22 protein-coding genes are annotated in these 21,468 nt (G+C 63.1%); 13 read left to right on the top strand and 9 right to left on the bottom strand.

Going from position 1 to position 21,468, the window contains the following annotated elements:
• Positions 1–22 precede the first annotated feature (22 nt).
• The gene (gene tatB / locus PARACOCCUSGL_RS0111980; RefSeq protein WP_010396795.1) at positions 23–514 is read right to left on the bottom strand and encodes a Sec-independent protein translocase protein TatB; all 492 of its coding nucleotides are present in this window, start codon (positions 512–514) and stop codon (positions 23–25) included.
• A gap of 18 nt (positions 515–532) precedes the next feature.
• Entirely contained in the window at positions 533–859 is a 327-nt protein-coding gene (locus PARACOCCUSGL_RS0111985; protein WP_010396798.1) for a twin-arginine translocase TatA/TatE family subunit, read from the bottom strand.
• Between the two features lie 171 nt (positions 860–1,030).
• On the opposite strand from PARACOCCUSGL_RS0111985, the gene PARACOCCUSGL_RS0111990 reads away from it, so the two are divergent.
• A complete protein-coding gene (locus tag PARACOCCUSGL_RS0111990) occupies positions 1,031–1,642 on the top strand; it encodes a MarC family protein (RefSeq protein WP_010396801.1) in 612 nt (203 codons plus the stop codon).
• Positions 1,642–2,217, top strand: a complete 576-nt coding sequence (locus PARACOCCUSGL_RS0111995) for a TIGR02281 family clan AA aspartic protease (RefSeq protein ID WP_010396803.1) — start codon at positions 1,642–1,644, stop codon at positions 2,215–2,217. Before PARACOCCUSGL_RS0111990 ends, PARACOCCUSGL_RS0111995 begins: the two co-directional genes overlap by 1 nt.
• Before the next feature lie 9 nt (positions 2,218–2,226).
• Here the strand turns inward: PARACOCCUSGL_RS0111995 and PARACOCCUSGL_RS0112000 are convergent, their stop codons facing one another.
• Positions 2,227–2,676 (bottom strand): DNA polymerase III subunit chi, encoded by a 450-nt coding sequence (locus PARACOCCUSGL_RS0112000; protein ID WP_010396811.1) that lies wholly within the window; start codon positions 2,674–2,676, stop codon positions 2,227–2,229.
• Positions 2,676–4,175 carry a leucyl aminopeptidase gene (locus tag PARACOCCUSGL_RS0112005; RefSeq protein ID WP_010396814.1) on the bottom strand — a complete coding sequence of 500 codons (1,500 nt, stop codon included), beginning with the start codon at positions 4,173–4,175 and terminating at the stop codon, positions 2,676–2,678. Before PARACOCCUSGL_RS0112005 ends, PARACOCCUSGL_RS0112000 begins: the two co-directional genes overlap by 1 nt.
• Before the next feature lie 129 nt (positions 4,176–4,304).
• On the opposite strand from PARACOCCUSGL_RS0112005, the gene lptF reads away from it, so the two are divergent.
• The 6 genes from lptF (at position 4,305) to rsmA (ending at position 12,145) form a co-directional block, all read left to right on the top strand.
• Positions 4,305–5,453: an LPS export ABC transporter permease LptF gene (gene lptF / locus PARACOCCUSGL_RS0112010; protein ID WP_010396818.1), complete on the top strand. Its 1,149-nt coding sequence runs from the start codon at positions 4,305–4,307 to the stop codon at positions 5,451–5,453.
• Positions 5,450–6,574 carry an LPS export ABC transporter permease LptG gene (gene lptG, locus PARACOCCUSGL_RS0112015; protein ID WP_010396820.1) on the top strand — a complete coding sequence of 375 codons (1,125 nt, stop codon included), beginning with the start codon at positions 5,450–5,452 and terminating at the stop codon, positions 6,572–6,574. Before lptF ends, lptG begins: the two co-directional genes overlap by 4 nt.
• Positions 6,574–8,955: an LPS-assembly protein LptD gene (locus PARACOCCUSGL_RS0112020; protein WP_010396822.1), complete on the top strand. Its 2,382-nt coding sequence runs from the start codon at positions 6,574–6,576 to the stop codon at positions 8,953–8,955. The genes lptG and PARACOCCUSGL_RS0112020 overlap by 1 nt, the downstream gene beginning before the upstream one ends.
• On the top strand, positions 8,900–10,261 hold the full coding sequence (locus PARACOCCUSGL_RS0112025) for a peptidylprolyl isomerase (protein WP_227493430.1): 1,362 nt from the start codon (positions 8,900–8,902) through the stop codon (positions 10,259–10,261). Before PARACOCCUSGL_RS0112020 ends, PARACOCCUSGL_RS0112025 begins: the two co-directional genes overlap by 56 nt.
• Positions 10,262–10,325: 64 nt before the next feature.
• A complete protein-coding gene (pdxA, locus tag PARACOCCUSGL_RS0112030; RefSeq protein WP_010396827.1) occupies positions 10,326–11,300 on the top strand; it encodes a 4-hydroxythreonine-4-phosphate dehydrogenase PdxA in 975 nt (324 codons plus the stop codon).
• Entirely contained in the window at positions 11,297–12,145 is an 849-nt protein-coding gene (rsmA, locus tag PARACOCCUSGL_RS0112035; protein WP_010396830.1) for a 16S rRNA (adenine(1518)-N(6)/adenine(1519)-N(6))-dimethyltransferase RsmA, read from the top strand. Before pdxA ends, rsmA begins: the two co-directional genes overlap by 4 nt.
• A gap of 5 nt (positions 12,146–12,150) precedes the next feature.
• On the opposite strand, the gene PARACOCCUSGL_RS21490 is transcribed toward rsmA, so the two are convergent.
• The 3 genes from PARACOCCUSGL_RS21490 to prfA all read right to left on the bottom strand — a co-directional run bounded on the left by PARACOCCUSGL_RS21490 (position 12,151) and on the right by prfA (position 15,166).
• Entirely contained in the window at positions 12,151–13,029 is an 879-nt protein-coding gene (locus PARACOCCUSGL_RS21490) for a DUF4167 domain-containing protein (RefSeq protein ID WP_040602027.1), read from the bottom strand.
• 246 nt (positions 13,030–13,275) lie between these two features.
• A complete protein-coding gene (gene prmC / locus PARACOCCUSGL_RS0112050; RefSeq protein ID WP_010396833.1) occupies positions 13,276–14,103 on the bottom strand; it encodes a peptide chain release factor N(5)-glutamine methyltransferase in 828 nt (275 codons plus the stop codon).
• Between the two features lie 4 nt (positions 14,104–14,107).
• Positions 14,108–15,166 carry a peptide chain release factor 1 gene (prfA, locus tag PARACOCCUSGL_RS0112055; protein WP_010396835.1) on the bottom strand — a complete coding sequence of 353 codons (1,059 nt, stop codon included), beginning with the start codon at positions 15,164–15,166 and terminating at the stop codon, positions 14,108–14,110.
• A gap of 139 nt (positions 15,167–15,305) precedes the next feature.
• Between prfA and PARACOCCUSGL_RS0112060 the strand changes: the two genes are divergently transcribed.
• Entirely contained in the window at positions 15,306–16,385 is a 1,080-nt protein-coding gene (locus tag PARACOCCUSGL_RS0112060; protein WP_010396836.1) for a cytochrome-c peroxidase, read from the top strand.
• Between the two features lie 60 nt (positions 16,386–16,445).
• Here the strand turns inward: PARACOCCUSGL_RS0112060 and PARACOCCUSGL_RS0112065 are convergent, their stop codons facing one another.
• Positions 16,446–17,027, bottom strand: a complete 582-nt coding sequence (locus PARACOCCUSGL_RS0112065) for a YceI family protein (protein ID WP_010396837.1) — start codon at positions 17,025–17,027, stop codon at positions 16,446–16,448.
• Between the two features lie 288 nt (positions 17,028–17,315).
• On the opposite strand from PARACOCCUSGL_RS0112065, the gene rpsF reads away from it, so the two are divergent.
• From rpsF to PARACOCCUSGL_RS0112085, 4 genes are all read left to right on the top strand, one after another.
• On the top strand, positions 17,316–17,696 hold the full coding sequence (rpsF, locus tag PARACOCCUSGL_RS0112070) for a 30S ribosomal protein S6 (RefSeq protein ID WP_010396838.1): 381 nt from the start codon (positions 17,316–17,318) through the stop codon (positions 17,694–17,696).
• 17 nt (positions 17,697–17,713) lie between these two features.
• Positions 17,714–17,941 (top strand): 30S ribosomal protein S18, encoded by a 228-nt coding sequence (rpsR, locus tag PARACOCCUSGL_RS0112075; protein ID WP_010396850.1) that lies wholly within the window; start codon positions 17,714–17,716, stop codon positions 17,939–17,941.
• Between the two features lie 12 nt (positions 17,942–17,953).
• On the top strand, positions 17,954–18,538 hold the full coding sequence (gene rplI, locus PARACOCCUSGL_RS0112080; RefSeq protein WP_010396852.1) for a 50S ribosomal protein L9: 585 nt from the start codon (positions 17,954–17,956) through the stop codon (positions 18,536–18,538).
• A 148-nt stretch (positions 18,539–18,686) separates the two neighbouring features.
• Positions 18,687–19,427, top strand: coding sequence for a hypothetical protein (locus PARACOCCUSGL_RS0112085; protein ID WP_010396854.1), 741 nt, complete (start codon positions 18,687–18,689; stop codon positions 19,425–19,427).
• Between the two features lie 60 nt (positions 19,428–19,487).
• Here PARACOCCUSGL_RS0112085 and tig read toward each other — a convergent pair whose 3' ends face one another.
• A complete protein-coding gene (tig, locus tag PARACOCCUSGL_RS0112090) occupies positions 19,488–20,822 on the bottom strand; it encodes a trigger factor (protein WP_010396856.1) in 1,335 nt (444 codons plus the stop codon).
• Positions 20,823–21,468: the final 646 nt, after the last annotated feature.

Genomic DNA, 21,468 nt, shown 5'->3' on the forward strand with positions numbered 1-21,468 from the left:
GGCTCTCCTGTTGTCAGTCTGGTCAGGCCCGATCCGAACGGCGCACGGCATGCAGGCGGCGGCCACTGGTGGCGGAATCACTGTCTGTCGCCTCTGTGGGCAACGGGGCCGAGACGCCCGGCGCGGGCGGCAAAGCGTCATTTCCTTCGACAGCGGGATCGGGCGGCCGGGGCGCGGCGGGATCGGGCGTTGGCCCTTTCTGCGCGGCATCTGCCCTGGTGGGGGTCAGCGGGTCCCATTTCTCGAACCGCTCGGTCGCGCGCTCCAGCGCATCAAGCCCAAGGGCGCGCTTAGATCCAAGCCCCTTGACCTCTTTCAAGGTCTTTGCAGCATCATCAAGGCCAGAGGATTTGGCCGCATCCTCCATCGCGCTGCTGAACTCGCGCGCCATCGAACGGGCACGCGCGGTCAGCCTGCCCAGCGTATGAAACAGCTTGGGCAGATCCTCAGGGCCGATGACGATCAGCGCCACAACGCCGATCAGCAAAAGCTCGCTCCAGCCGATATCGAACATGACCTTTGAGCCGGAAGATCAGAGCTTGTTCGTATCGTTTGGCGTCACATCGCGCAGCGTGCTGTCAGCAGCAATGCGGGCGCGCTCGGCTTCCAGTTTGGCGCGTTCGGCGGCCAGTTCGGCGCGGGCGCGCTCGATATCGTCGGCGGTGTTGACCTGCTCAAGCTCTTTGGTTTCGCCGCGGGCAGCCGCGTCGATATCCTCAGCGCCTTCCTTGACGCCTTTCTTAAAGGCGGTGATCCCCTTGCCGACCTCGCCCATCAGTGACGAGACCTTGCCGCGCCCGAAAAGAACCAGAACGACGATTGCGATGAGCAATAGCGCCATGGGTGAAGGTGCGTGCATCTATTTACCTCCGTGGCAGGCCCCTATGGACCTTGCGGTGCATCTATCTGTCCCGATATAGGGCGGGATCGCCTTGATCGAAAGCCCCAAACGCGTGATTGCGCGGTGCAAAGCCGGTCGGGTGCCTGTGCCCGCTTCCCCCATCCGCGCTTCTGCGCAATACTGACTTTCATGGAAATTACCCAGATCATCAGCGCCTTCGTCACGCTTTTTGTCGTGATTGACCCGGTGGGCCTTGCGCCCCTGTTCATCGCCCTGACCCGCGGCATGTCGTCCCAGAGGCGGCGCCGAATCGGCCGAAGGGCACTTGTGATCGCCGCCATTCTGCTGACGCTTTTTGGCCTTGCGGGCGAGGCGATCCTGGCCGGCATCGGCATCTCGTTATCCGCGTTCCGCATCGCGGGCGGGCTTTTGCTGTTCCTGACCGCGCTCGACATGCTGTTTGAGCGGCGCACCGAACGGCGCGAGGGTCAGGCGCGTGATGATGACGACGACCCCTCGGTCTTTCCCCTGGCCACACCGCTGCTTGCCGGACCGGGGGCGCTGGCGAGCATGGTGCTGCTGGTCGGACAGAACCCGAGCCCGGCCCATACGCTGATGATCCATCTGGTCATGCTTGCAGTTCTGGGCATCGCGGCAATCCTTTTCTCGATGGCCGGGCCGATCGGTAAGGTGCTGGGCCGGACGGGAACCATGGTGGTCACGCGACTTTTCGGCATGTTACTTGCCGCCTTGTCGATCCAGTTCGTGATCGACGGCCTCAAGGGGTCAGGACTGGTGTAATGAGTGATGATTTCGGACGTTTTGCCTATCTGGCGCTGCTGCTCGTCGTGGTCGGCGGCTATCTGGTGACCGAATTGCGCAGCCGCCCCGGACAGGCCACCCGGCAGGCCGTGGCATGGGGACTGATTTTTCTGGGGGTGATAGCGATTGCCGGGTTGTGGGACGATATCCGCAACGCCATCTCGCCTCAGGCGCGGATGCTGGAGGGCAACCGTATCGAGGTTCCCGTCGGCAACGATGGCCATTACCACCTGCAGGCCGAGGTAAACGGGACTCCCATTCGCTTTGTCATTGATACCGGGGCAAGCACGATAGCACTTGGGCCACGCGACGCGGCACGGGTTGGCATCGATACCGAAAGCCTTGCCTATGCTGGTCAGGCCCGCACGGCGAATGGCCTTGTCGAGACGGCGACCGTGCTGCTTGATTCGGTCGCCATCGGCGATATCCGTGACAGCCGGGTTCCGGCGGTGGTGCTGCGATCCGAGCTGGAGCAATCGCTGATGGGCATGTCCTATCTGTCCAAATTCGCCCGGGTCAGCATCGAGGGCGGCCGGCTCGTTCTGGAGCGCTGACCGCCCGGTTTACTGCTTGCGTTCCCAGCGGCCGCCGGCCTCGGACCAGTATTCCGCGGTCACGCCTTCGGCCTTGAGCACACGCCATTGTGCCCTTGCGCGTTCAAGTGCCCCGGGGTCGTTACCGTCAAAGACGATGCAGGCACGCTCAAGCTCCTGACATTCGGCGCTTGTCACTTCGGCCCCGTCAACCGCGATCAGGCAACGCACCTCGTTGGCCGCCGTTTGACCTTCGACCGTCAGCAGCACCGGTTGGCGCGCGTCGTGCGGACCTCCGGCAAGGCCATGGGGCAAAAAGCCCTCGCCCAGCCACAGCGCCTCATCAAGCATCACCTGCCGGGCGCGGTCCCTGCCCCGCAGCTCGACCCGCCATCCGGCCTGCAGGCTTTTGCCGATCAGCATCGGCAAAAGCTGCACCGGGCCCGAGCGGGTCAGATGATAGAACAGGGCCGATCCCATCAGCCCTGCTTCTCGAAGCGATCACGGACCAGCCGGTCCAGCGTCATCACGCCCCAGCCGGACGCGCCCTTGGGCGCAAGCGCCGTACCCGAAGGCGGCAAAGCCACCCCGGCAATATCAAGATGCGCCCAAGGCGTTTCCTTCCGCACAAAGCGATTAAGGAACTGCGCCGCGGTGATCGAGCCAGCAGGCCTGCCGCCGGTGTTCTTGATATCGGCCAGACGGGAATCGATCTGCTTGTCATAAGCATCGCCCAGCGGCAGACGCCACAGCCCCTCGCCCTCGGCTCTGGCGGCGACAAGCAGGGCGGCGGCGAAAGCATCGTCGTTCGAGAACAGCCCCGCATTCTCATGCCCCAGCGCGATGATGACAGCCCCGGTCAGCGTCGCCAGATCGACAATGGCCGCAGGCTGAAAGCGTTCCTGCGCATACCAAAGCACATCCGCCAGCACGAGGCGGCCTTCGGCATCGGTGTTGATGACCTCGATCGTATCGCCCTTCATCGAGCGGACGATATCGCCTGGACGCTGGGCGCGGCCATCGGGCATATTCTCGACCAGACCGACCAGGCCGACCACATTCGCCCTGGCCCGGCGCAGGGCCAGCACCCGCATGACCCCCGCAACAACACCCGCGCCGCCCATATCCATGGTCATCTCCTCCATGCCGCCGGCGGGCTTGATCGAGATGCCGCCGGTGTCAAAGACGACACCCTTGCCGACCAAAGCCAGCGGCGGCTCTTCCCCACCACCATTCCAGCGCATCACCACGACCTTTGAGGGGCTTTCAGAACCCTGCCCCACGGCCAGCAGCGCACGCATGCCCAGCCGCTCAAGCTCGTCCTCGTCCAGCACTTCGACCTCAAGCCCCAGTTCACGCATTGCAAGCAGGCGGTCGGCAAAGTCGCTGGTGGTCAGCACATTGGCCGGCTCATTGACGAGATCGCGGGTGAAGAACACCCCTTCGGCCAGCGCCGCTCCGTCAGCCGAGGCGCGGGCGAGGACTTCGGGGTCCTTGTGCATAAAGGTCACCCGGCCGCGCGCGGTTCCGGTCGCCCCGTCCTCACCCTCTGCGCCGTCACCCGATTTCTTTGACTTATAGGCCGTGAATTCATAGGCGCGCAGCGCCAGCCCCAGCGCCACCTCGGCCGCGCCCGGGTGATTGTCGGCCAGAACCAGCGTCTCATCCTTGCCCAGTTTCGCACCGATGCTGGCGCCTGCCGCACGCGCGGCCGGCACATCGGCATCCTTCGGCAACAGGACGATTTGCAGCGCATCAGCCTTCAACCCGGCGGGAAAGGCGAGTTCAAGCGCCTTGCCGGGCTTGACCGCCTTCCACGCGTCCGATGCAAATGCCCGCATCAGCGCCTCGCGCGTCGGGCGCGGCAGGCCCGTGGGCAGCCGCCCGGCCCCGGACACAAGAATAGCGATGCGGCCGGACCGCTCTGCCAGCCCCGCGACATTCATTGCCGTGAAAGAAATTTCGACGGGATGCGTCATAGCCCTGCCCTTTGCATTGTTCCTATGGGCGGAAACTAGTCACGCACATGCGCCTTGACCAGAGCCAGGGCTTTCCCAATGCTGGCGCAGCGGCTAATCAGTCGAAATCCGAGCCTCGTGAAAGCCACCATGCCGCGCATTGACCGCTATATCCTGTCGCAATTCATGACCCTGTTCGGGTTCTTTGCGCTGGTGCTGGTTTCGGTCTATTGGATCAACCGGGCCGTGTCCTTGTTCGAGCAGCTGATCTCGGATGGGCAGACTGCTCTGGTCGTGCTGGAATTCACCGCCCTGACCCTGCCCCTTGTCATATCGGTTGTGCTGCCCATCGCGGCCTTTGCCGCCAGCGCCTATGGCACCAACAGGCTGGCATCGGAATCAGAGCTTGTGGCGATGCAGGCAACCGGCATGTCTCCCTGGCGGCTGGCACGGCCGGTCCTGGTTTTTGGTGTGCTTGTCGGGCTGATGGTGGCGCTGCTGGTTCATGCCGTGGTGCCGATGGCACGCGGACGGCTGGCCGACCGGCAGGCCGAAATCGCACAGAATGTCACCGCGCAATTCCTGCGCGCAGGCGCGTTTCAATATCCGGTCAAAGGGGTCACGCTATATATCCGCGACATTGCCGCGGACGGGCGGCTCATGGATTTTTTCCTTGAGGACGCGCGCGACCCCAACAACCAGGCCACCTATACCGCGACCGAGGCGCTGCTGGTCAGGACCGACGCCGGGCCACGGCTGGTCATGATGCGGGGCATGGTCCAGAACCTGCGTCGTTCGGACGGGCGGCAAAGCCTGTCGGTGACGCGTTTTTCCGAACTGGCCTATGACCTCGGGACGCTGATCGACACCGGAGGCAGCCGTCGGCGCGACCTGCGCGCCTATTCGACGCTGCGGTTGCTTGATCCCGACCCAGAGTTGCTGGCCGCGACCGGTGCCACCCCCGACAAGGCGCTGGCCGAGGCGCATGAGCGGCTGTCGAAACCCTTTCAGGCCCCCGTCGCCGCGCTGCTGGGATTTGCCATGCTGCTATTGGGCGGGTTCAGCCGCTTTGGCGTCTGGCGGCAGGTGATCTGGGCTGTGATCGCATTGATTGCAGTACAGTTCCTCGCCACGGCGGCCGAGAATCAGGTTGCGGGCAATGCGGCACGCTGGCCGCTGATCTATGTCTCGCCACTGCTGGGGGCGCTGATCTGCGTCGTGGTGCTGTGGCTTGCCGCGCGCCCAAGGCGGCTGCGCAGCCCGGCACAAACCAGCGAGACGAAGGAGAGTGCGGCATGATCCTGTCTACCTATGTCGCACGGCGCTTTCTGCGCATGCTGGTGATGATTGCATTGATCTTTGGCGCGATCCTGTTTCTGATCGACATTGTCGAGCAGATCCGACGCTTTTCGGATGAAAACATCGGCCTGTCCGGGGCGGCCGGACTGTCGCTGCTGAATATCACCGCAAGCTTTTATTCGATCCTGCCGCTGATCACGGTGCTGGCGGGCATCGCGCTGTTTCTGAGCCTTTCGCGCAGCTCAGAGCTTGTGGCGATCCGCGCCTCGGGCCGGTCGGCGATCCGGGTGCTTTGTGCCCCGGCAGTCACGGCGATTCTGGCCGGGATGCTGGCCGTCGCCGTTCTGAACCCGGTGGTGGCAGCAACCACGAAACGCTACGACGATGCGGTCGAGCGGATGCGCAGCGGAGGCGGCCAGACGGTCAGCGTCGGCGATAACGCAGTCTGGCTGCGTCAGGCCCTGCCCGTCCAGAATGGCGAAAACGGCGGCGAGACCGAGGGGCAGGTCGTCATCCGCGCCAGCCGCGCAAGCCCTGATGCGACAACCCTTTATGACGCGACCTTCATGGTATTTTCGCCCGAATCCGGGCCGACGCGCCGTATCGACGCCGCCACCGCCCGGCTGACCCGCGGCGCGTGGGAGCTGACCGACACCAAGGAATGGCCACTGACCCAGCCCAACCCCGAGGCGATCGCCCGCAAGGCACCCCTGCTTGAACTGCCGACCGATCTGACCGCCGCCCGTATCCGCGACAGTTTCGGCCGGCCCGAGGCAATTCCGGTGTGGCAGTTGCCCGCCTTTATCCGCGGGCTTGAACGTGCAGGATTTTCAGCCCAACGCCATAAGGTATGGCTGCAAATGGAACTGGCCCGCCCGCTGCTGATGGCGGCGATGGTCGCCATTGCGGCGGTGTTCACCATGCGGCATATGCGCGGGCGCAAGATGGGACTTTTGGTGCTTGGCGCCTTTGGTTGCGGCATCGGCCTGTTTTTCCTGCGCAACCTCGCGCAGGTTCTGGGTGACAATGGCGGCATTCCTCCGGCTTTGGCTGGCTGGGCACCCCCCATAGCGGCGCTGCTTTTTGCCTATGGGGCGCTTTTGCGGCTGGAGGATGGTTGATGGCGGGCAGGCATAAGCGACATCGTGGCAGACCGTCGGCACGCGCGGCCTTGCTGGCGGCCCTGCTGCCCGGCGCGGCGCTGGGACAAAGCCTGACGCCCGATGGTCAGACTCTGCCGGTCTATGGTCAGACCGAAGAGGTACAGAAAACCCCTGCCGGACCCGCACTGGCCCCGACCGAATCACCCGATCAGGCCAGGCGCTTTGCAGATGGAACCGAGGCATCGCACACCCCGGTCGTGTCTGTCAGACCGGGTTCTGTCCGTATCACCGGCAGCGGCGAAGAGACCGCGGCCGATCCGGCAACGCTGCTCGCCGATGAGGTGATGCTTAGCGCCGATAACAAGCTGACCGCTTCGGGCGGGGTGGTGATCTGGTACCGCGGCGCGCGGCTGGTCGCCTCACGCGTGGTCTATGACAATGCTACCGGCGCGGCAGTGATCGAGGGGCCTATCCATCTGACCGAGCCTGCCCGCTCTGGCACGCCTGATGAGACCATCCTGATCGCTGACAGCGCGCAACTGGACCCCAACCTTCAGGATGGCATTCTGCGCGGCGCACGGCTGGTTCTTGCCCGCGAAATGCAGATGGCCGCGCGTGAGATGCGCCGCAGCGAAAACGGCAATGTCACCCGGCTTGACAATGTCGTCGCCTCAAGTTGCCAGATCTGCGCCGAGGACCCGATCCCGCTGTGGGAGATCCGGGCCCGTTCGATCACCCATGACCGCCGCACCCGCAAGCTGCATTTTGAACGCCCGCAACTGCGCGCACTTGGCCTGCCGGTCGCGACCCTGCCCTGGCTGACCGCCCCCGACCCCAGCGTCGAGCGCATGACCGGATTCCTGCGACCGCAGTTCCGCACCACCTCGGGGTTGGGCTTCGGGATCAAGCTGCCTTATTTCATCACGCTTGGCGATCATGCGGATATTACGCTGACCCCCTATATCGCGGCCAGCCGCACCTCGACGCTGGAACTGCGCTATCGCCAGGCCTTCTCGAATGGCGCGATGGAATGGAACGGCGCAATCTCGCGCGATGATATCGAACAGGGTCACACCCGCGGCTATCTGTTTGGCGGCGCCCGGTTCGAACTGCCACGCGGCTATATGCTGGGCCTGCAGATCCAGATGGCGAGCAACCGCGCCTATCTGCTGGATTACGACATTTCCGAAGCTGACCGGCTGTGGAGCGGCCTTACCCTTGACCGCGTCCGCCGCGACCGGATGGTCATGGCCCGGATCGGCAATTACGAATCGCTGCGCGATGACGAACCCGAGGCCGCGACCCCCACCATGGTAGCCGATGCGCTGTGGAAACGGCGCTGGACGCCGGAGCGGATCGGCGGGATCGCAAATCTGGAATGGTCCCTGCACGCTCATCGTCGGTCATCCAGCGAAGACGGCGAAAGCGGGCGCGACATGGCCCGTGGTTCGGTCTCGCTTGGCTGGCTGCGCAGCGCCATCCTGCCCGGCGGGCTGGTCGGCACAGTCCAGACCCAGGCCAATGTCGATTTCTACCGCATCAATCAGGACAGTGCCTATGAGGACTGGGTGATGCGCGCCGACCCGGTTCTGGCGGCCGAGCTGCGCTGGCCCCTTGCCCGCCATTCTGGCGGCGTTACCCATATGATCGAACCCGTCGCCCAGCTTATCTGGTCCCCTGACAGGGATGACGACGACGATGTCCCGAATGAGGACAGCCGGCTGATCGAATTCGACGAAGGCAACCTCTTTTCGCTGAACCGCTTCCCGGGCCGGGACGCACGCGAATCGGGCTGGCGCGCGAACCTTGGCCTTAGCTGGACGCGAATCGATCCGGCAGGCTGGTCGGTCGGGATGACGGCGGGACGGGTTTTCCGCTCAGATGCCGATCCGGCCTTTGAAAATAGCGGGCTCTTGGGCGGCCACCGCTCGGACTGGCTGCTTGCGGCGCATTATTCGGGGGCGAACGGGCTTGCCATCTCGAACCGCGCACTTTTCGATGACAGTTTCTCGATCAGCCGCAATGAGCTGCGTCTGGGCTGGTTCCGGCCCGGGCTTCAGGTCTCGGCCGGGTATCTCTGGTTTGATTCGGATGAAAGCGAAAGCCGGCCCGATGATGTGTCCGAACTTACCATGGCCGGTGGCTGGCAGATCGCCGACGGCTGGTGGGCGACGACCGAGACGCGCTATGACTTTACTGCGGACCGGGCCCAGAAAGCGCAGTTGGGGCTGGAATTCCGCAATGAATGCATGACAGTCGAGATGTCGGTCGAGCGGCGTTTCACCTCATCCGAAGAGTTGCGGCCCGACACCCGTTTCGACCTTGGCATCCGGCTTGGCGGCTTTGGTCGGCAAAAGCCCGGTCCGGGAACGGTGGCGCGTCGCGCCTGCCTGCGCTAATGTCCGGCAAAACCATGCGGCGAGGGAGCTGATGCGGCGAATACTTCTGGGGGCGGCCATGGCCGCGATGCTGGCAGGAAGCGGGGTTTCCCCGGCATTTGCGCAGGGCAATCCATTCCAGCCGCTGATTTATATCAACGACTCGGCCATCACCCGGTACGAGGTTGATCAGCGCATCCGCTTTATGCAGCTGCTGCGCGCGCCCGAGGCAGATCGCGCGGCGGCCGAACAGGCGCTGATCGACGACCGGCTGCGGGTGTTTGCCGCGCGCCAGCTGGGCATCACTGCAAGTGATGAACAGATCGACGCCGGGCTCGCTGAATTTGCCGGCCGCGCCAATATGGGGGTCGAGGATTTTATTCAGGCCCTTGGATCGGCAGGGGTCGAAAGACAGGCTTTCCGTGACTTCGTCGCCGCTGGTGTTGTCTGGCGCGAAGTGGTCCGCCAACGCGTCATGCCTCAGGTCAGGATCTCGGACGCCGAGGTTGACCAAGAGCTGCAGCGCGTAATCGAAACCCCGCGCGTCACCCATATCGCTCTGTCCGAGCTGATCATCCCTGCACCGCCCGGACAAGAAGAGCAGGCGATGGATCTTGCGGAATCGCTGGTGCAAAACGTCCGTTCAGAGGCTGACTTTGCTGCGGCCGCGCGCCGCTATTCGGCGACGCCTTCGGCGCCTCAGGGCGGGCGGTTGCCCTGGACGCCGCTGGCGAACCTGCCCCCTTCGCTGCAACCGATAGTCCTGTCGATGAAGCCGGGCCAGATCAGCCAGCCGCTCAGCGTTCAGGGTGCCGTGGTGCTGTTTTATCTGCGCGATACGCGTGGCACCTTGCGCCCCGGTGCGAAAGAGCAGGTGCTGGACTACGTCCGCTTCCGCCTTGCAAGCATCGCTGATGCGCAGCGCATTGCAGCCGTTTCAAATAGTTGCGAAGAACTGTTCATCCATGCACGCGGCCTGCCACCCGAACAGATCCAGCGTCAGACGCTGTCGCAAGGCCAGATCCCGACCACCGAGGCGCTGCGCCTTGCAGTGCTTGACGACAATGAAGCGGTCGTTTCGGGTCAGGATGGCGCGGCCGAGATCCTGATGCTTTGTAAGCGCCAGTCGGCCCTAATTGCCGGGGGCGCGCAGCCAGCCCCGGTCGCCACCGCCGCCGCCGGAGGGGAAGATGCCGCGATGCCCGATCCCGACGCGCTGCCTGACCGCGAAGAGGTCCGAAACCAGGTTTTCAACCGCAAGATCAATATGGCCGCAGAGAACTATCTGGCCGAACTGCGCGCCAATGCCGTTATCCGGCGCCCCTGAGCGCGGCCATAATGCCGGGGGCACTTTACCCCCGGCCCCGCAAGGGCATCTGGGACACTGAAATATGACTGAAGCCCGCCCCATTCTTCTGACCTGCGGCGAACCGGCGGGCATAGGGCCCGAACTCGCGCCTAAGGCGTTGGCTGCGGATGTGCCCTTTGTCTTTCTTGGCGACCCGCGCCATCTGCCCGAAGGTACAGACTGGTCTGAGGTTTCGGACCTTGGCGACAAGGTCCCGCCCGGGGTTCTGCCCGTACTTCGTCACGATTTTCCAGCCCCGGCCCGGCCCGGAATACCAGACCCCGCCAATGCCCCGGCCGTGATCGAAGTCATCGCCCGTGCCGTCGGTCTGGCAATGTCCGGCGCGGCAGGCGGAATCTGCACCCTGCCGATCAACAAGGAGGCGCTGAAGCGTGGCGCCGGTTTTGCCTTCCCGGGCCATACCGAGTATCTGGCCCATCTGGCCGGAGACGTGCCGGTGGTGATGATGCTCGCCTCGACCACGGTCGAACCGCCCTGCCGGGTGGTGCCGGTAACCATCCACATCGCCCTCTCCGAGGTGCCCGCCGCCCTGACGCCCAAAAGCCTTACCCAGGCGATTCGCATCACTGATGCTGCGATGCGCCGCGATTTCGGGATTAAGCAGCCACGGTTGGCAATCGCCGGGCTGAACCCTCATGCCGGGGAAAACGGCGTTATGGGCGACGAGGAAATGCGTTGGATCGCCCCCCTGATCGAGCAGCTCCGGCGCGAAGAAGGTCTGGACCTGCGAGGCCCGCTGCCCGCCGACACAATGTTTCATCCCTCGGCACGCGCACGTTATGATGCGGCGCTTTGCGCCTATCACGATCAGGCGCTGATCCCGATCAAGACGCTGGATTTCGCGGGCGGGGTCAATGTGACGCTGGGACTGCCCTTCGTGCGGACATCGCCCGACCATGGTACGGCCTTTGATATTGCAGGCCAGGGCATCGCCGATGCAGCCAGCGTCATCGCTGCGCTGCGCATGGCCTGGGATATGGCGGGGCGCAGGAAATGAGCACCATCGACGGGCTGCCGCCCTTGCGCGATGTGATCGCGCGCCACGACCTGAGGGCGAAAAAACAGCTTGGGCAAAACTTTCTGCTCGACCTGAACCTGACCGCCAAGATCGCCCGTGCTGCGGGGGATCTGGCGGGCTGCGACGTGATCGAGGTCGGCCCCGGTCCGGGCGGACTGACGCGTGGCTTGCTGGCCGAGGGCGCAAGGCATGTGCTCGCGATCGAAAAGGATGCACGTGCCCTGCCCGCTCTGGCCGAGATCGCCTCGGCCTATCCCGGACGGTTGACCGTGATCCATGGCGATGCGCTTGAAATCGATCCGCTGGCGCATCTGACGCCGCCAATCCGCATTGTCGCCAACCTGCCCTATAACGTCGGGACCGAGCTTCTGATCCGCTGGCTGACGCCTGCGGCATGGCCGCCCTTCTGGCAATCGTTGACGCTGATGTTTCAGAAAGAGGTGGCCGAGCGGATCGTCGCCCAGCCGGGCGGCAAGGCATATGGCCGGCTGGCGGTGCTGGCGCAATGGCGAACCGAGGCGCGGATCGTCATGACCCTGCCGCCCGAAGCTTTCGTACCCGCGCCCAAGGTTCACTCGGCAGTGGTGCATCTGACCGCCCTGCCCGAGCCGCGCTATCCAGCCGACCCGGCGGTCCTCAGCCGTGTTGTCGCAGCAGGCTTTAATCAGCGGCGCAAGATGCTGCGCGCCGCCCTGAAAGGTTTGCACCCCGATATTGAGGCCTTGCTGGTCGCCGCCGGAATCTCGCCTACAGCACGGGCTGAAGAAATCGGGCTGGAGCGGTTTTGCGCGCTGGCGCGGGGTCTTGCCGCCGCGCCGCGCTGATCGCGTTACTCGCCCGAGGCATCCTCAGGCTGCACTTTGGGGGCACGCGACCGGCCACCCTGCGCACGGGTCGAGGTTTTAGCGGCCGGAGCCTTTTCATCCTCTTCCACGGCCTTCTTGCGGCTGCGCGTAGCGGTGCCAGCGGGACGGCCACGACGGCGCGGCTCGGCCTCTTCGGCAGCCGGCCCGGGCGTGGCTGCGGGGGCTTCTGGCTCGGCGCTCGCCTCAGGGGCAGTTCCGGCCGGAGCCGGAGCTACCGCAGGGGCTTCGCTTTCCGGGGTTTCGACCGGGCCGCTTCGACGCTCTTCGGGGGCAATCGCCAGAGGCAGACCGGGAAGAGTGGGCTCTGCCACGGCCTCCTGCGGGCATTCCTCTGCGCGGCTGGCGCGGCGATCCTCACGCCGGTCATCGCGACGCTCGTCACGCCGGTCATCACGACGATCATGGCGTTCCTGACGCTCTTGCCGGTCCTGACGTTCATGGCGCGGCTCATGCCGTTCATGGCGATGGCCGTTCTGGCCGTTGCCGTTTTCTGACGGCCCCGAATGACCATGGCCGTTACCATTGCCATTGGCATTCCCATTGCCCTCGTAATCATCGTCACGGGACTGATGGTGTTGCTGCTGGCGTTCGGCCTGCTCACGCTGTGCCTCACCCAGAAGACGGGTGTAATGCTCTGCGTGCTGAAGAAAATTCTGCTCAGCCACCCGGTCATTGGAGAGCTGGGCATCACGGGCAAGCGTAAGGTATTTTTCGATGATCTGCTGGGGCGTGCCGCGCACCTTGCCCTCGGGTCCCGAAGAATCAAAGACACGGTTAACGATATTGCCCAGCGAACGCTGTCGGTTCGACTTGTTACGCGAACGGGATTTGGATGATCTCATCAGCTTGTTGTCAGTTTATGCCCGGCAAAAGCCGGCTGAGGTTAGGGTCATCTCTAAGGCGAGTGCCAGCGCGGGAGCGGCGCTTGGCCTGGTTCCCGCGTCACCAGTGTAGGCTGGGTTATCTGAGTATAACTGACCCGTGCGTGGGCTGCTCGCCCCCGTCACAATTGCGAATAAACATGCCGCGCCGCGGCTTACAAGCGAAATTTTCATCTCCTGGCATGAAAAGCGCGGATCATTGCCGGCTCAGGGCGCATTACGAGCGCAAACAACCCGGTCACGACCATCAAGATCAGGCAGGATACGCACATCAATCAGCCCGGCAGCACGCATCAGCCCCGCGACGGCAGCGCCTTGCGTCGGGCCGATTTCAACCATCAGGCGGCCGCCGGGCGACAGGTGTGCGGGCGCTCCGGCGGCAATGGCGCGATAGGCGGTAAGCCCGTCAGCCTCATCCGTCAGGGCCTGACGCGGCTCCCATTTCTGCACTTCGGGGACAAGATCGCCCATTTCATCCAGCGCGATATAGGGCGGATTCGAGACGATCAAATCAAAGGTTTCCGTGATCGCCATAAACCAGTCAGATTCGAGGAAATTTGCAGAAACATTCATTTTATATGCATTTTCTTTCGCAACTTCCAGTGCCTTTGCGGAAATATCGGTGCCTGTCCCGCGCACACCCGGCCGCTCGGCCAGAAGCGAGATCAGAATGGCGCCCGTCCCGGTACCAAGATCAAGAACGGATGAGAAAGGCTCGGCCAGCGCCGCCTCGACCAGCGTTTCGGTTTCGGGCCGCGGGTCAAGCGTATCGCGGGTGACGCGGAACTCATGCTTCCAAAATGCGCGGCGGCCAAGGATCTGACTGACCGGCTGGCGCTCGGCCCGCGCGGCAATGACTGCGTCAAAACGCCGCAACATCTCCGAGGGCAGCGGAGCGGCCAGTGCCCCGGTCAACCTATGGCGCGGCACATCCAGAATATGGGCAAGCAGCAGGCGCGCGTCATCCGCCGCGCCGGGAACACCAGCGGCAGCAAGGCGCCTGGCGCCTTGGCGCAGTGCCTCGGCCCCGGTCATGCGCTTAGACCCCTTCCGCAGCAGCCAGGCGCGCGGCCTGATCGTGGGTGGTCAGCGCATCGACGACCTCGCCCAGATCACCCTGAATGATGCGGTCCAGCGAATAAAGGGTCAGGCCAATGCGATGATCGGTCATCCGCCCTTGCGGAAAGTTATAGGTGCGGATGCGTTCGGAACGGTCGCCAGATCCGACCTGAGACTTGCGATCAGCTGCACGCTCAGCATCAGCGCGCGAGCGTTCCAGATCGTAAAGCCGGGCGCGCAGCACGGCCATGGCGTTGGCGCGGTTCTGGTGCTGGGACTTTTCCGAACTGGTCACGACGATACCGGTCGGCAGGTGGGTGATGCGCACCGCCGAATCGGTCGTGTTGACGTGCTGGCCGCCCGCACCGCTGGCCCTCATGGTGTCGATGCGAATGTCATTGGCTGGAATCTCGATATCGACCTCTTGCGCTTCGGGCAGCACCGCGACGGTCGCAGCACTGGTATGAATACGCCCGCCCGATTCTGTTTCGGGAACACGCTGAACGCGATGAACGCCGGATTCGTATTTCAGCCGGGCAAAGACGCCTTCGCCCTCGATCCGCGCTACGGCCTCGCGTACGCCACCCAGATCGGATTCGGCAAGCTCAAGCAGCTGGAACTGCCAGCCCTGCGATTCGGCAAAGCGGCGATACATGTTGAGCAGATCCGCCGCAAACAGCGCGGCCTCTTCGCCGCCGGTTCCGGGGCGGATCTCAAGGATCGCGGGGCGGGCATCAGCAGCGTCGCGGGGCAAAAGCGCAATGCGCAGCGCGTGCTCCAGATCCGGCAGCAGACTGCGCAGACGCGACAGCTCATCCTCGGCCAGTTCGCGCATCTCGGGATCGGCAAGCATTGCCTGGGCTTCGCGGATGCCGTCCTGTGCTGCACGCCATTCACCGATCTGGGCGACGACGGGCTTTAGCTCGGCATATTCGCGGCTGATCGCCGCAATCTCGTCCGGGGCGGGCCCGGCGTTCAGCCGCGCTTCGAGATACTCGAAACGCTCGACGATCTGGTTAAGGCGGTCCTGCGGCAGCATGAGGTGGAATTAGCCCCTGCGCGCGCCACCGGCAAGGCGGAACCGCGTGGCGGTCTGATACAGATCAAGGCGCCCGTCCGGACCATGAGGCACAATAGCCTTGGCGCGCGACCCAACTCATGTCCTGAGGAGGCATAACGTGAAATTCGTCCCCCTGCTGACCGCAACGAGCCTTGCCCTGTCGGCGCTTGCCGCCTCGGCACAGGTCGCAGCCATCGACAGCAGCGCCCTGCGCGAAGAAGCCAAGGGCATATTCGAGGCGATTCCCGAAACGCTGACCGCTATCAAGCAGACCGAAGAAAACCCCGGGGGCGTCTCCCTGACCGCCGAGAAAATCGAGCTGGGCAAGGCACTGTTTTTTGACCCGCGCATGTCGCGCTCGGGCCTGATCTCGTGCCAGACCTGCCATAACGTCGGGATCGGCGGCGTCGACGGTTTGCCAACCTCGGTCGGGCATGGCTGGCAGCATGGGCCGCGCAACGCCCCCACGATGCTGAATGCGATCTTTAACGCCGCACAGTTCTGGGATGGCCGCGCCCCGGACCTTGCCGAACAGGCCAAAGGCCCCGTGCAGGCCAGTGTCGAGATGAGCAATACCCCGGAAGAGCTGGTCAAGACGCTGAACTCGATGCCGGAATATACCGAGGCCTTCAAAGCGGCCTTCCCCGACCAGCAGGACCCGGTGAGCTTTGACAACTTCGCTGCCGCGATCGAACAGTTCGAGGCAACACTGATCACCCCGCACAGTGCCTTTGACCGCTTTCTGACCGGCGACGATAACGCGCTGAACGAACAGCAAAAGCGCGGATTGCAGGCCTTTATGGATACCGGCTGCACGGGCTGTCATTATGGGATTAACTTTGGCGGACAGGACTACCATCCCTTTGGCCTGATTGCCAAACCGGGCGCGGATGTTCTGCCCGTTGCAGACAGGGGCCGGTATGAAATCAGCCTGACGGCCAGCGACGAATATGTCTTCCGCGCCGCGCCGCTGCGCAACGTTGCGCTGACCGCGCCCTATTTCCACTCGGGCGTGGTCTGGGATCTGAAAGAGGCGGTGCAGATCATGTCTTCGGCCCAGCTCGGGACTGAACTGACGCAGGAACAGGTTGACGATATCGTCGCCTTCCTTGGCGCACTGACGGGCGAGCAGCCGCAGATCACCCATCCGATCCTGCCAGCCCGGACCGACACGACACCCCTGCCCGCCCCCATGTAAGCGGGCGCGAATGAAAAAGGGGCCCGACCGGGGCCCCTTTATCTGGTGCGATGGTGACCGTTACTCGGCCTTTACCGCCTCGACAGTCACCTTGATTTCGACCTCATCAGCAATGGCCGGGGCGAATTTGCCAAGGTTGAATTCCGAGCGTTTGATATCGGCCTCCCCATCGAAACCGGCAGCTTCCTTGCCGGTCATCGGATGGTTGCCGCGCTGGTTCAGATCAACGTCCAGCACCACCTGCTTGGTAACGCCGTTCAGCGTCAGATCGCCGGTGACTTTGGCTTCGTCATCGCCATCAAGCTCGACCTTGGTCGATTTGAAGGTCGCGACCGCGCCGCTTGCATCGGTGTTAAAGAAATCCGGCCCGAACAAATGCTTGTCCAGCTCTTCGGAAACGGTGCGCAGGCCCGACAGCGGGATCGTCGCCTCAACGCTGGAATTGGCGGGGTTCTCTGCATCAAGCAGCAGTTTGCCGGTCACGCCATTGATGATGCCAGTGCTCGTCGAAAAGCCAAGGTGGCTGTACTCGAACACCACCTGGCTGTGCGAAGGATCAAACTCATAGGCCACCGGCTCGGCCATGGCGGCAGTGGTGCCAAGCAGGACAAGCGCTGCGGCGGGGGCGAGGATGGTTTTCATGCTGAACTCCCGTTTGAAAAGGTTGCATCGGTTCTGCCAGAAAATACCCCGGCATCAACAATGGTTTCCCACAATAAACCTGACATTTTCGTGTTTCGCCGCAGCGCCGGAACTCTGTCGCCGCCATGGCGATTTTCCGGGATTTTATGGTGTTTTGCCTTGCAATCCCGGACCGGACCGATATAAGGCCGCATCCTTCCGCAAATGCGAAACCGGCGCAGCCTCTCGTGGCGGGGCGCGGAAGGGATGTCCCGCCGTTGAAATGCGCCCCGACACAAAGGTGCAGACATGCCGCTTTATGAGCATGTGATGATCGCCCGTCAGGACCTGTCGAATGCACAGGCCGAAGGGCTGATCGAACATTTTTCGACCGTGATCGCCGATAACGGCGGCAAGGTCGTGGACAGCGAATACTGGGGCGTGCGCACGCTCGCCTATAAAATCAACAAGAACCGCAAGGGCCATTACGCCTTCCTGCGTTCGGACGCGCCCTCGGCCGCCGTGCAGGAGATGGAGCGCCTGGCCGGTCTGCACGAAGATGTCATGCGCGTGCTGACCATCCGCGTGGACGAGCACAAAGAAGGCCCGTCGATCCAGATGCAGAAACGTGACGAGCGCAGCGAGCGTGGCGAACGCCGCGAGCGCCGTGAGCGCGACGACCGGAACTAAGGGAAAGGAACCAGATCATGGCTAACAAACCTTTCTTCCGCCGCCGGAAAGTCTGCCCCTTCTCGGGTGAGAACGCCCCGACCATCGATTACAAGGACACGCGCCTGCTGCAGCGTTACATCAGTGAACGCGGCAAGATCGTGCCCTCGCGCATCACCGCCGTCTCGGCCAAGAAGCAGCGTGAACTTGCGCGCGCCATCAAACGCGCCCGCTTCCTCGCCCTGCTGCCCTATGCCGTGAAGTAAGGAGAGACGATCATGCAAGTCATCCTGCTGGAACGTGTGGCCAAGCTGGGCCAGATGGGCGACGTGGTGAAGGTCAAGGACGGGTTCGCACGCAACTTCCTCTTGCCGCAAGGCAAGGCGCTGCGTGCCTCGGACGCCAACATTCAGGCTTTCGAAGCCCGCAAGGCCGAACTCGCCGCCCGCAACGACGAGACCCGCGACGAGGCACAAAAGATCGCCGAGAAGCTGGAAGGTCAGACCTTCATCATCATCCGCTCGGCTTCGGATTCGGGCGCGCTCTACGGCTCGGTCACCCCACGTGACGCCGCCGAGGCCGCTCAGGCCGAAGGCTTTGCGGTCGAGCGCCGTCAGGTCGTTCTGACCGCTCCGATCAAAGAGCTGGGTCTGCACGACATCCGCGTGCACCTGCACCCGGAAGTTGATGTGACGATCCGCCTGAACGTTGCCCGTTCGGCCGAAGAGGCCGAGCTGCAAGCTACGGGCAAATCGATCCAGGAACTGGCCGCCGAAGAAGAGGCTGCTGCCGATTTCGAGATCGCCGAACTCTTCGACGATATCGGCGCGGCCGGCCGCGACGAGGACGAAGCCGAAAGCTGATCTCAGCCCGGCATATCGCTATTATGGAAAAACGCGCCGCAACCCGGCGCGTTTTTTCATGGGCGGCGTCGACATACGCCGGGCGGAACATTCCTTGCAGTTCAGGGGTTGAGATAGAAAGCCTCCGACAGCCAGAGGATCTGCCTTCATGCCCGATCACGACGATCTGCCCTTTGACGATGATACGCCGCCCATCACCCGCACAGCTGCTGATGAGACGAGCCAGACCCGATTTGGCCCCCGCCCGGTGCCCGAAGGTCATCACCGTCCATCAGGACCGGCAGAATCGCGTTACATCCCGCCGCATGGCGATGTCGCGCCTGATGGTCTTCGCGCTTGGCCGCGCCCCTCACGCCCGGCGAAATGGCTGGTCTGGGGCGGAGCAGGACTTGCAGCCGCTGCTTTGACAGTGGGGGCGGCCTATGCCGCACGCGGGCTGGTCGATCTGCTGGCGGATGACAAGCGCGCGCCCTCACCGCGCAGCAGGGATGCAGCCCCCGCGGCCCCGCCAAAAGAGCCTGCGCGAAAACCCCGCCCGCCCAGGGCGACACGGCGCGCCCCGCGCCAGAATCTGTTGCAAGAGGTCGAGGCAAACACTGCCAGCCTGACCAATGGCATTGAAAATGTGATGGGCGCCATGGCCGCTGCGCTGGAAGGCTTTCGCACCATCGCCGGTCAGGCCAGCGCCATCATGCAGGAATTCGGCGATGCCGCAGCACTGGTCAGCAGTCTCACCGGCCGCAATCCGGCTGAGCCGCACACGCCCAAACCACGGCGCGACAGCGGCCCTGTGCCCGATCTGCGTGATGATCCCCTGACCCACGATCCAATGGACGGTCCCGAGGGGAAAGGCCCCGCTGATCACGATCCACGCCTGCATCGGCTGTAGGGCCGAATATGAAAAGGGCCGCCCCGGGGCGGCCCTTTGATGTTTCACCGACAGGTCGGATCAGACCTGATCCAGAGCCTCAATGGCTTTTTCGAGCTCTTCCTTGGTTACGGTCTTGTCCGAAACCTTGGCGCCTTCGACGATGTGGTCGACGACCTTATCTTCAAAGATCGGCGCGCGCAGCTGCTGCTGGGCCTGCGGGTTCTGCTGAACGAACTCAAAGAAGGCACGCTCTTGACCCGGGAACTGACGGGCCTGACGCAGCACCGCCTGGGTCATCTCCTCATCCGAAACGGTGATTTCGGCCTTCTGACCGATCTCGGCCAGCAGCAGACCCAACCGGACGCGACGCTCGGCCAGCTTCAGATGCTCGTCGGTCGGCTCGATCTCGCCATGGTTATGGCCGTGCTCTTCGGGGTGCTCTTCGTGCCAAAGCTGATGCGCGATCTGATGCGCCTCGGCCTCGACCAGCGATTCGGGCAGTTCGAACTGAACCAGAGCGTCCAGCTTGTCGAGCAGCGCCCGCTTGAGCACCTGACGCGAGGCACCTTTATATTCGGCCTCAAGACGCTCACGGATCTGGCCTTTCAGCGCATCCAGGCTTTCAGCGCCGAATTTCTTGGCCAGTTCGTCGTCAATCTCGGCCGGTTTGGGGGCCTTGACCGCCTTGACGGTGGTTTCAAAGATCGCGTCCTTGCCGGCCAGATGCGGCGCGCCATACTCTTCGGGGAATTTGACCTCGACCTTGACTTCCTCACCGGCTTTGGCGCCGATCAACTGATCTTCAAACCCGGGGATGAAGCTTTTCGAGCCCAGCACCAGCGGATAATCCTCGGCCGTGCCCCCCTCGAATGCTTCGCCATCGACGATGCCTTTAAAGTCGATCACAACCTGATCGCCTTCTTTGGCTTTGGTGCCTTTTTTACGGTCCTCAAAGGACTGGGCATTCTTGGCGAGGTTTTCCAGCGCCTCGGTCACCTGCTCTTCGCTGGCTTCGACGACCAGACGCTCAAGCTCGATACCCGACAGATCAGCCTCGGGAATCGCCGGCAGGGCTTCGTAGTTCACGGTAACGATGACATCGTCGCCTTCTTTCCAGTTCTCGCCGTTGACCATTTCGATCTTGGGCTGAACGGCAGGACGGTCGCCCGATTTTTCCAGGTGATCGCGCAGGGCCTTATCAATGGCCTCCTGCATGGCGTCGCCCATGACGCGCTGACCGAACTGCTTTTTCAGCAGCGCCAGCGGCACCTTGCCCTTGCGGAAGCCCTTAATCTCGATCTCGGGCTGAGCTTCTTTCAGCTTCGCATCCACCTGCGCCGCCAAATCGGCCGCAGGCAGAGTAAATTCGTAGCCCCGCTTCAGCCCCTCGTTCTGGGTTTCCTTGACCTGCATTTGTCTTCCTTCATCCACAAACCATGCCGCGGGCAGAGGCATCCCGGCCCCTGGCGCCGGAAATTCCTTTCCGCGCCCCGCCTGTTTCAGCGCGCTAGCTAGGGGATTTCGCCCGCCATAGCAAGGACGAAGGCAGGTTTTGCAGGTTGGACAGCCAAGGAATCGCCCCGTCAAAGCCCCTTACGCGACCACCCCGCTTGCACCTGTCAGACCTGGGGTAGAATCGCCAAAAACATATCGGTCAGTCAGGCGGCGCAAACAGGCCACGAAGCACAATCAGCGGTCTTTTGCCGAGCCTTCCCTGCACAACCGCCAATTGCCGGTTCAGCAAAATCAAGCGTATCTGACCAAAAAGTCAGTAGTTTGAACCTAACTTATGGATATATTCCCATAAGGAAGGCAACAGTGCATACAGGCCGCGCTGCGTAAGTGGTTGTTTGTTCAAATCGGCAAGCGGTTATCTGGTCATCAGTTCAGACTGACCGGAATGCAGAGATTTCTGCATTCCCCGGGCCATTGTCCGGGGCGGACTGTCGGACCAGCGCATGTCCAGATTGCAAAAGACCAGCGCTGATTTAGTCCACACTCGCCCCGAACGGGTCAATCTACATCTGGTTCTAGGTATCTCTGCACATAAATTGTGCAG

The organism is Paracoccus sp. TRP (assembly GCF_000185925.1).
In the GTDB taxonomy this organism is placed as follows: domain Bacteria; phylum Pseudomonadota; class Alphaproteobacteria; order Rhodobacterales; family Rhodobacteraceae; genus Paracoccus; species Paracoccus kondratievae.

What these genes read in the sequence shown, in the direction of transcription:
- tatB (WP_010396795.1), bottom strand. Translation starts at nt 514, where the DNA reads ATGTTCGATATCGGCTGGAGCGAGCTTTTGCTGATCGGCGTTGTGGCG.
- PARACOCCUSGL_RS0111985 (WP_010396798.1), bottom strand. Translation starts at nt 859, where the DNA reads ATGCACGCACCTTCACCCATGGCGCTATTGCTCATCGCAATCGTCGTT.
- PARACOCCUSGL_RS0111990 (WP_010396801.1), top strand. Translation starts at nt 1,031, where the DNA reads ATGGAAATTACCCAGATCATCAGCGCCTTCGTCACGCTTTTTGTCGTG.
- PARACOCCUSGL_RS0111995 (WP_010396803.1), top strand. Translation starts at nt 1,642, where the DNA reads ATGAGTGATGATTTCGGACGTTTTGCCTATCTGGCGCTGCTGCTCGTC.
- PARACOCCUSGL_RS0112000 (WP_010396811.1), bottom strand. Translation starts at nt 2,676, where the DNA reads ATGGGATCGGCCCTGTTCTATCATCTGACCCGCTCGGGCCCGGTGCAG.
- PARACOCCUSGL_RS0112005 (WP_010396814.1), bottom strand. Translation starts at nt 4,175, where the DNA reads ATGACGCATCCCGTCGAAATTTCTTTCACGGCAATGAATGTCGCGGGG.
- lptF (WP_010396818.1), top strand. Translation starts at nt 4,305, where the DNA reads ATGCCGCGCATTGACCGCTATATCCTGTCGCAATTCATGACCCTGTTC.
- lptG (WP_010396820.1), top strand. Translation starts at nt 5,450, where the DNA reads ATGATCCTGTCTACCTATGTCGCACGGCGCTTTCTGCGCATGCTGGTG.
- PARACOCCUSGL_RS0112020 (WP_010396822.1), top strand. Translation starts at nt 6,574, where the DNA reads ATGGCGGGCAGGCATAAGCGACATCGTGGCAGACCGTCGGCACGCGCG.
- pdxA (WP_010396827.1), top strand. Translation starts at nt 10,326, where the DNA reads ATGACTGAAGCCCGCCCCATTCTTCTGACCTGCGGCGAACCGGCGGGC.
- rsmA (WP_010396830.1), top strand. Translation starts at nt 11,297, where the DNA reads ATGAGCACCATCGACGGGCTGCCGCCCTTGCGCGATGTGATCGCGCGC.
- PARACOCCUSGL_RS21490 (WP_040602027.1), bottom strand. Translation starts at nt 13,029, where the DNA reads ATGAGATCATCCAAATCCCGTTCGCGTAACAAGTCGAACCGACAGCGT.
- prmC (WP_010396833.1), bottom strand. Translation starts at nt 14,103, where the DNA reads ATGACCGGGGCCGAGGCACTGCGCCAAGGCGCCAGGCGCCTTGCTGCC.
- prfA (WP_010396835.1), bottom strand. Translation starts at nt 15,166, where the DNA reads ATGCTGCCGCAGGACCGCCTTAACCAGATCGTCGAGCGTTTCGAGTAT.
- PARACOCCUSGL_RS0112065 (WP_010396837.1), bottom strand. Translation starts at nt 17,027, where the DNA reads ATGAAAACCATCCTCGCCCCCGCCGCAGCGCTTGTCCTGCTTGGCACC.
- rpsF (WP_010396838.1), top strand. Translation starts at nt 17,316, where the DNA reads ATGCCGCTTTATGAGCATGTGATGATCGCCCGTCAGGACCTGTCGAAT.
- rpsR (WP_010396850.1), top strand. Translation starts at nt 17,714, where the DNA reads ATGGCTAACAAACCTTTCTTCCGCCGCCGGAAAGTCTGCCCCTTCTCG.
- rplI (WP_010396852.1), top strand. Translation starts at nt 17,954, where the DNA reads ATGCAAGTCATCCTGCTGGAACGTGTGGCCAAGCTGGGCCAGATGGGC.
- PARACOCCUSGL_RS0112085 (WP_010396854.1), top strand. Translation starts at nt 18,687, where the DNA reads ATGCCCGATCACGACGATCTGCCCTTTGACGATGATACGCCGCCCATC.
- tig (WP_010396856.1), bottom strand. Translation starts at nt 20,822, where the DNA reads ATGCAGGTCAAGGAAACCCAGAACGAGGGGCTGAAGCGGGGCTACGAA.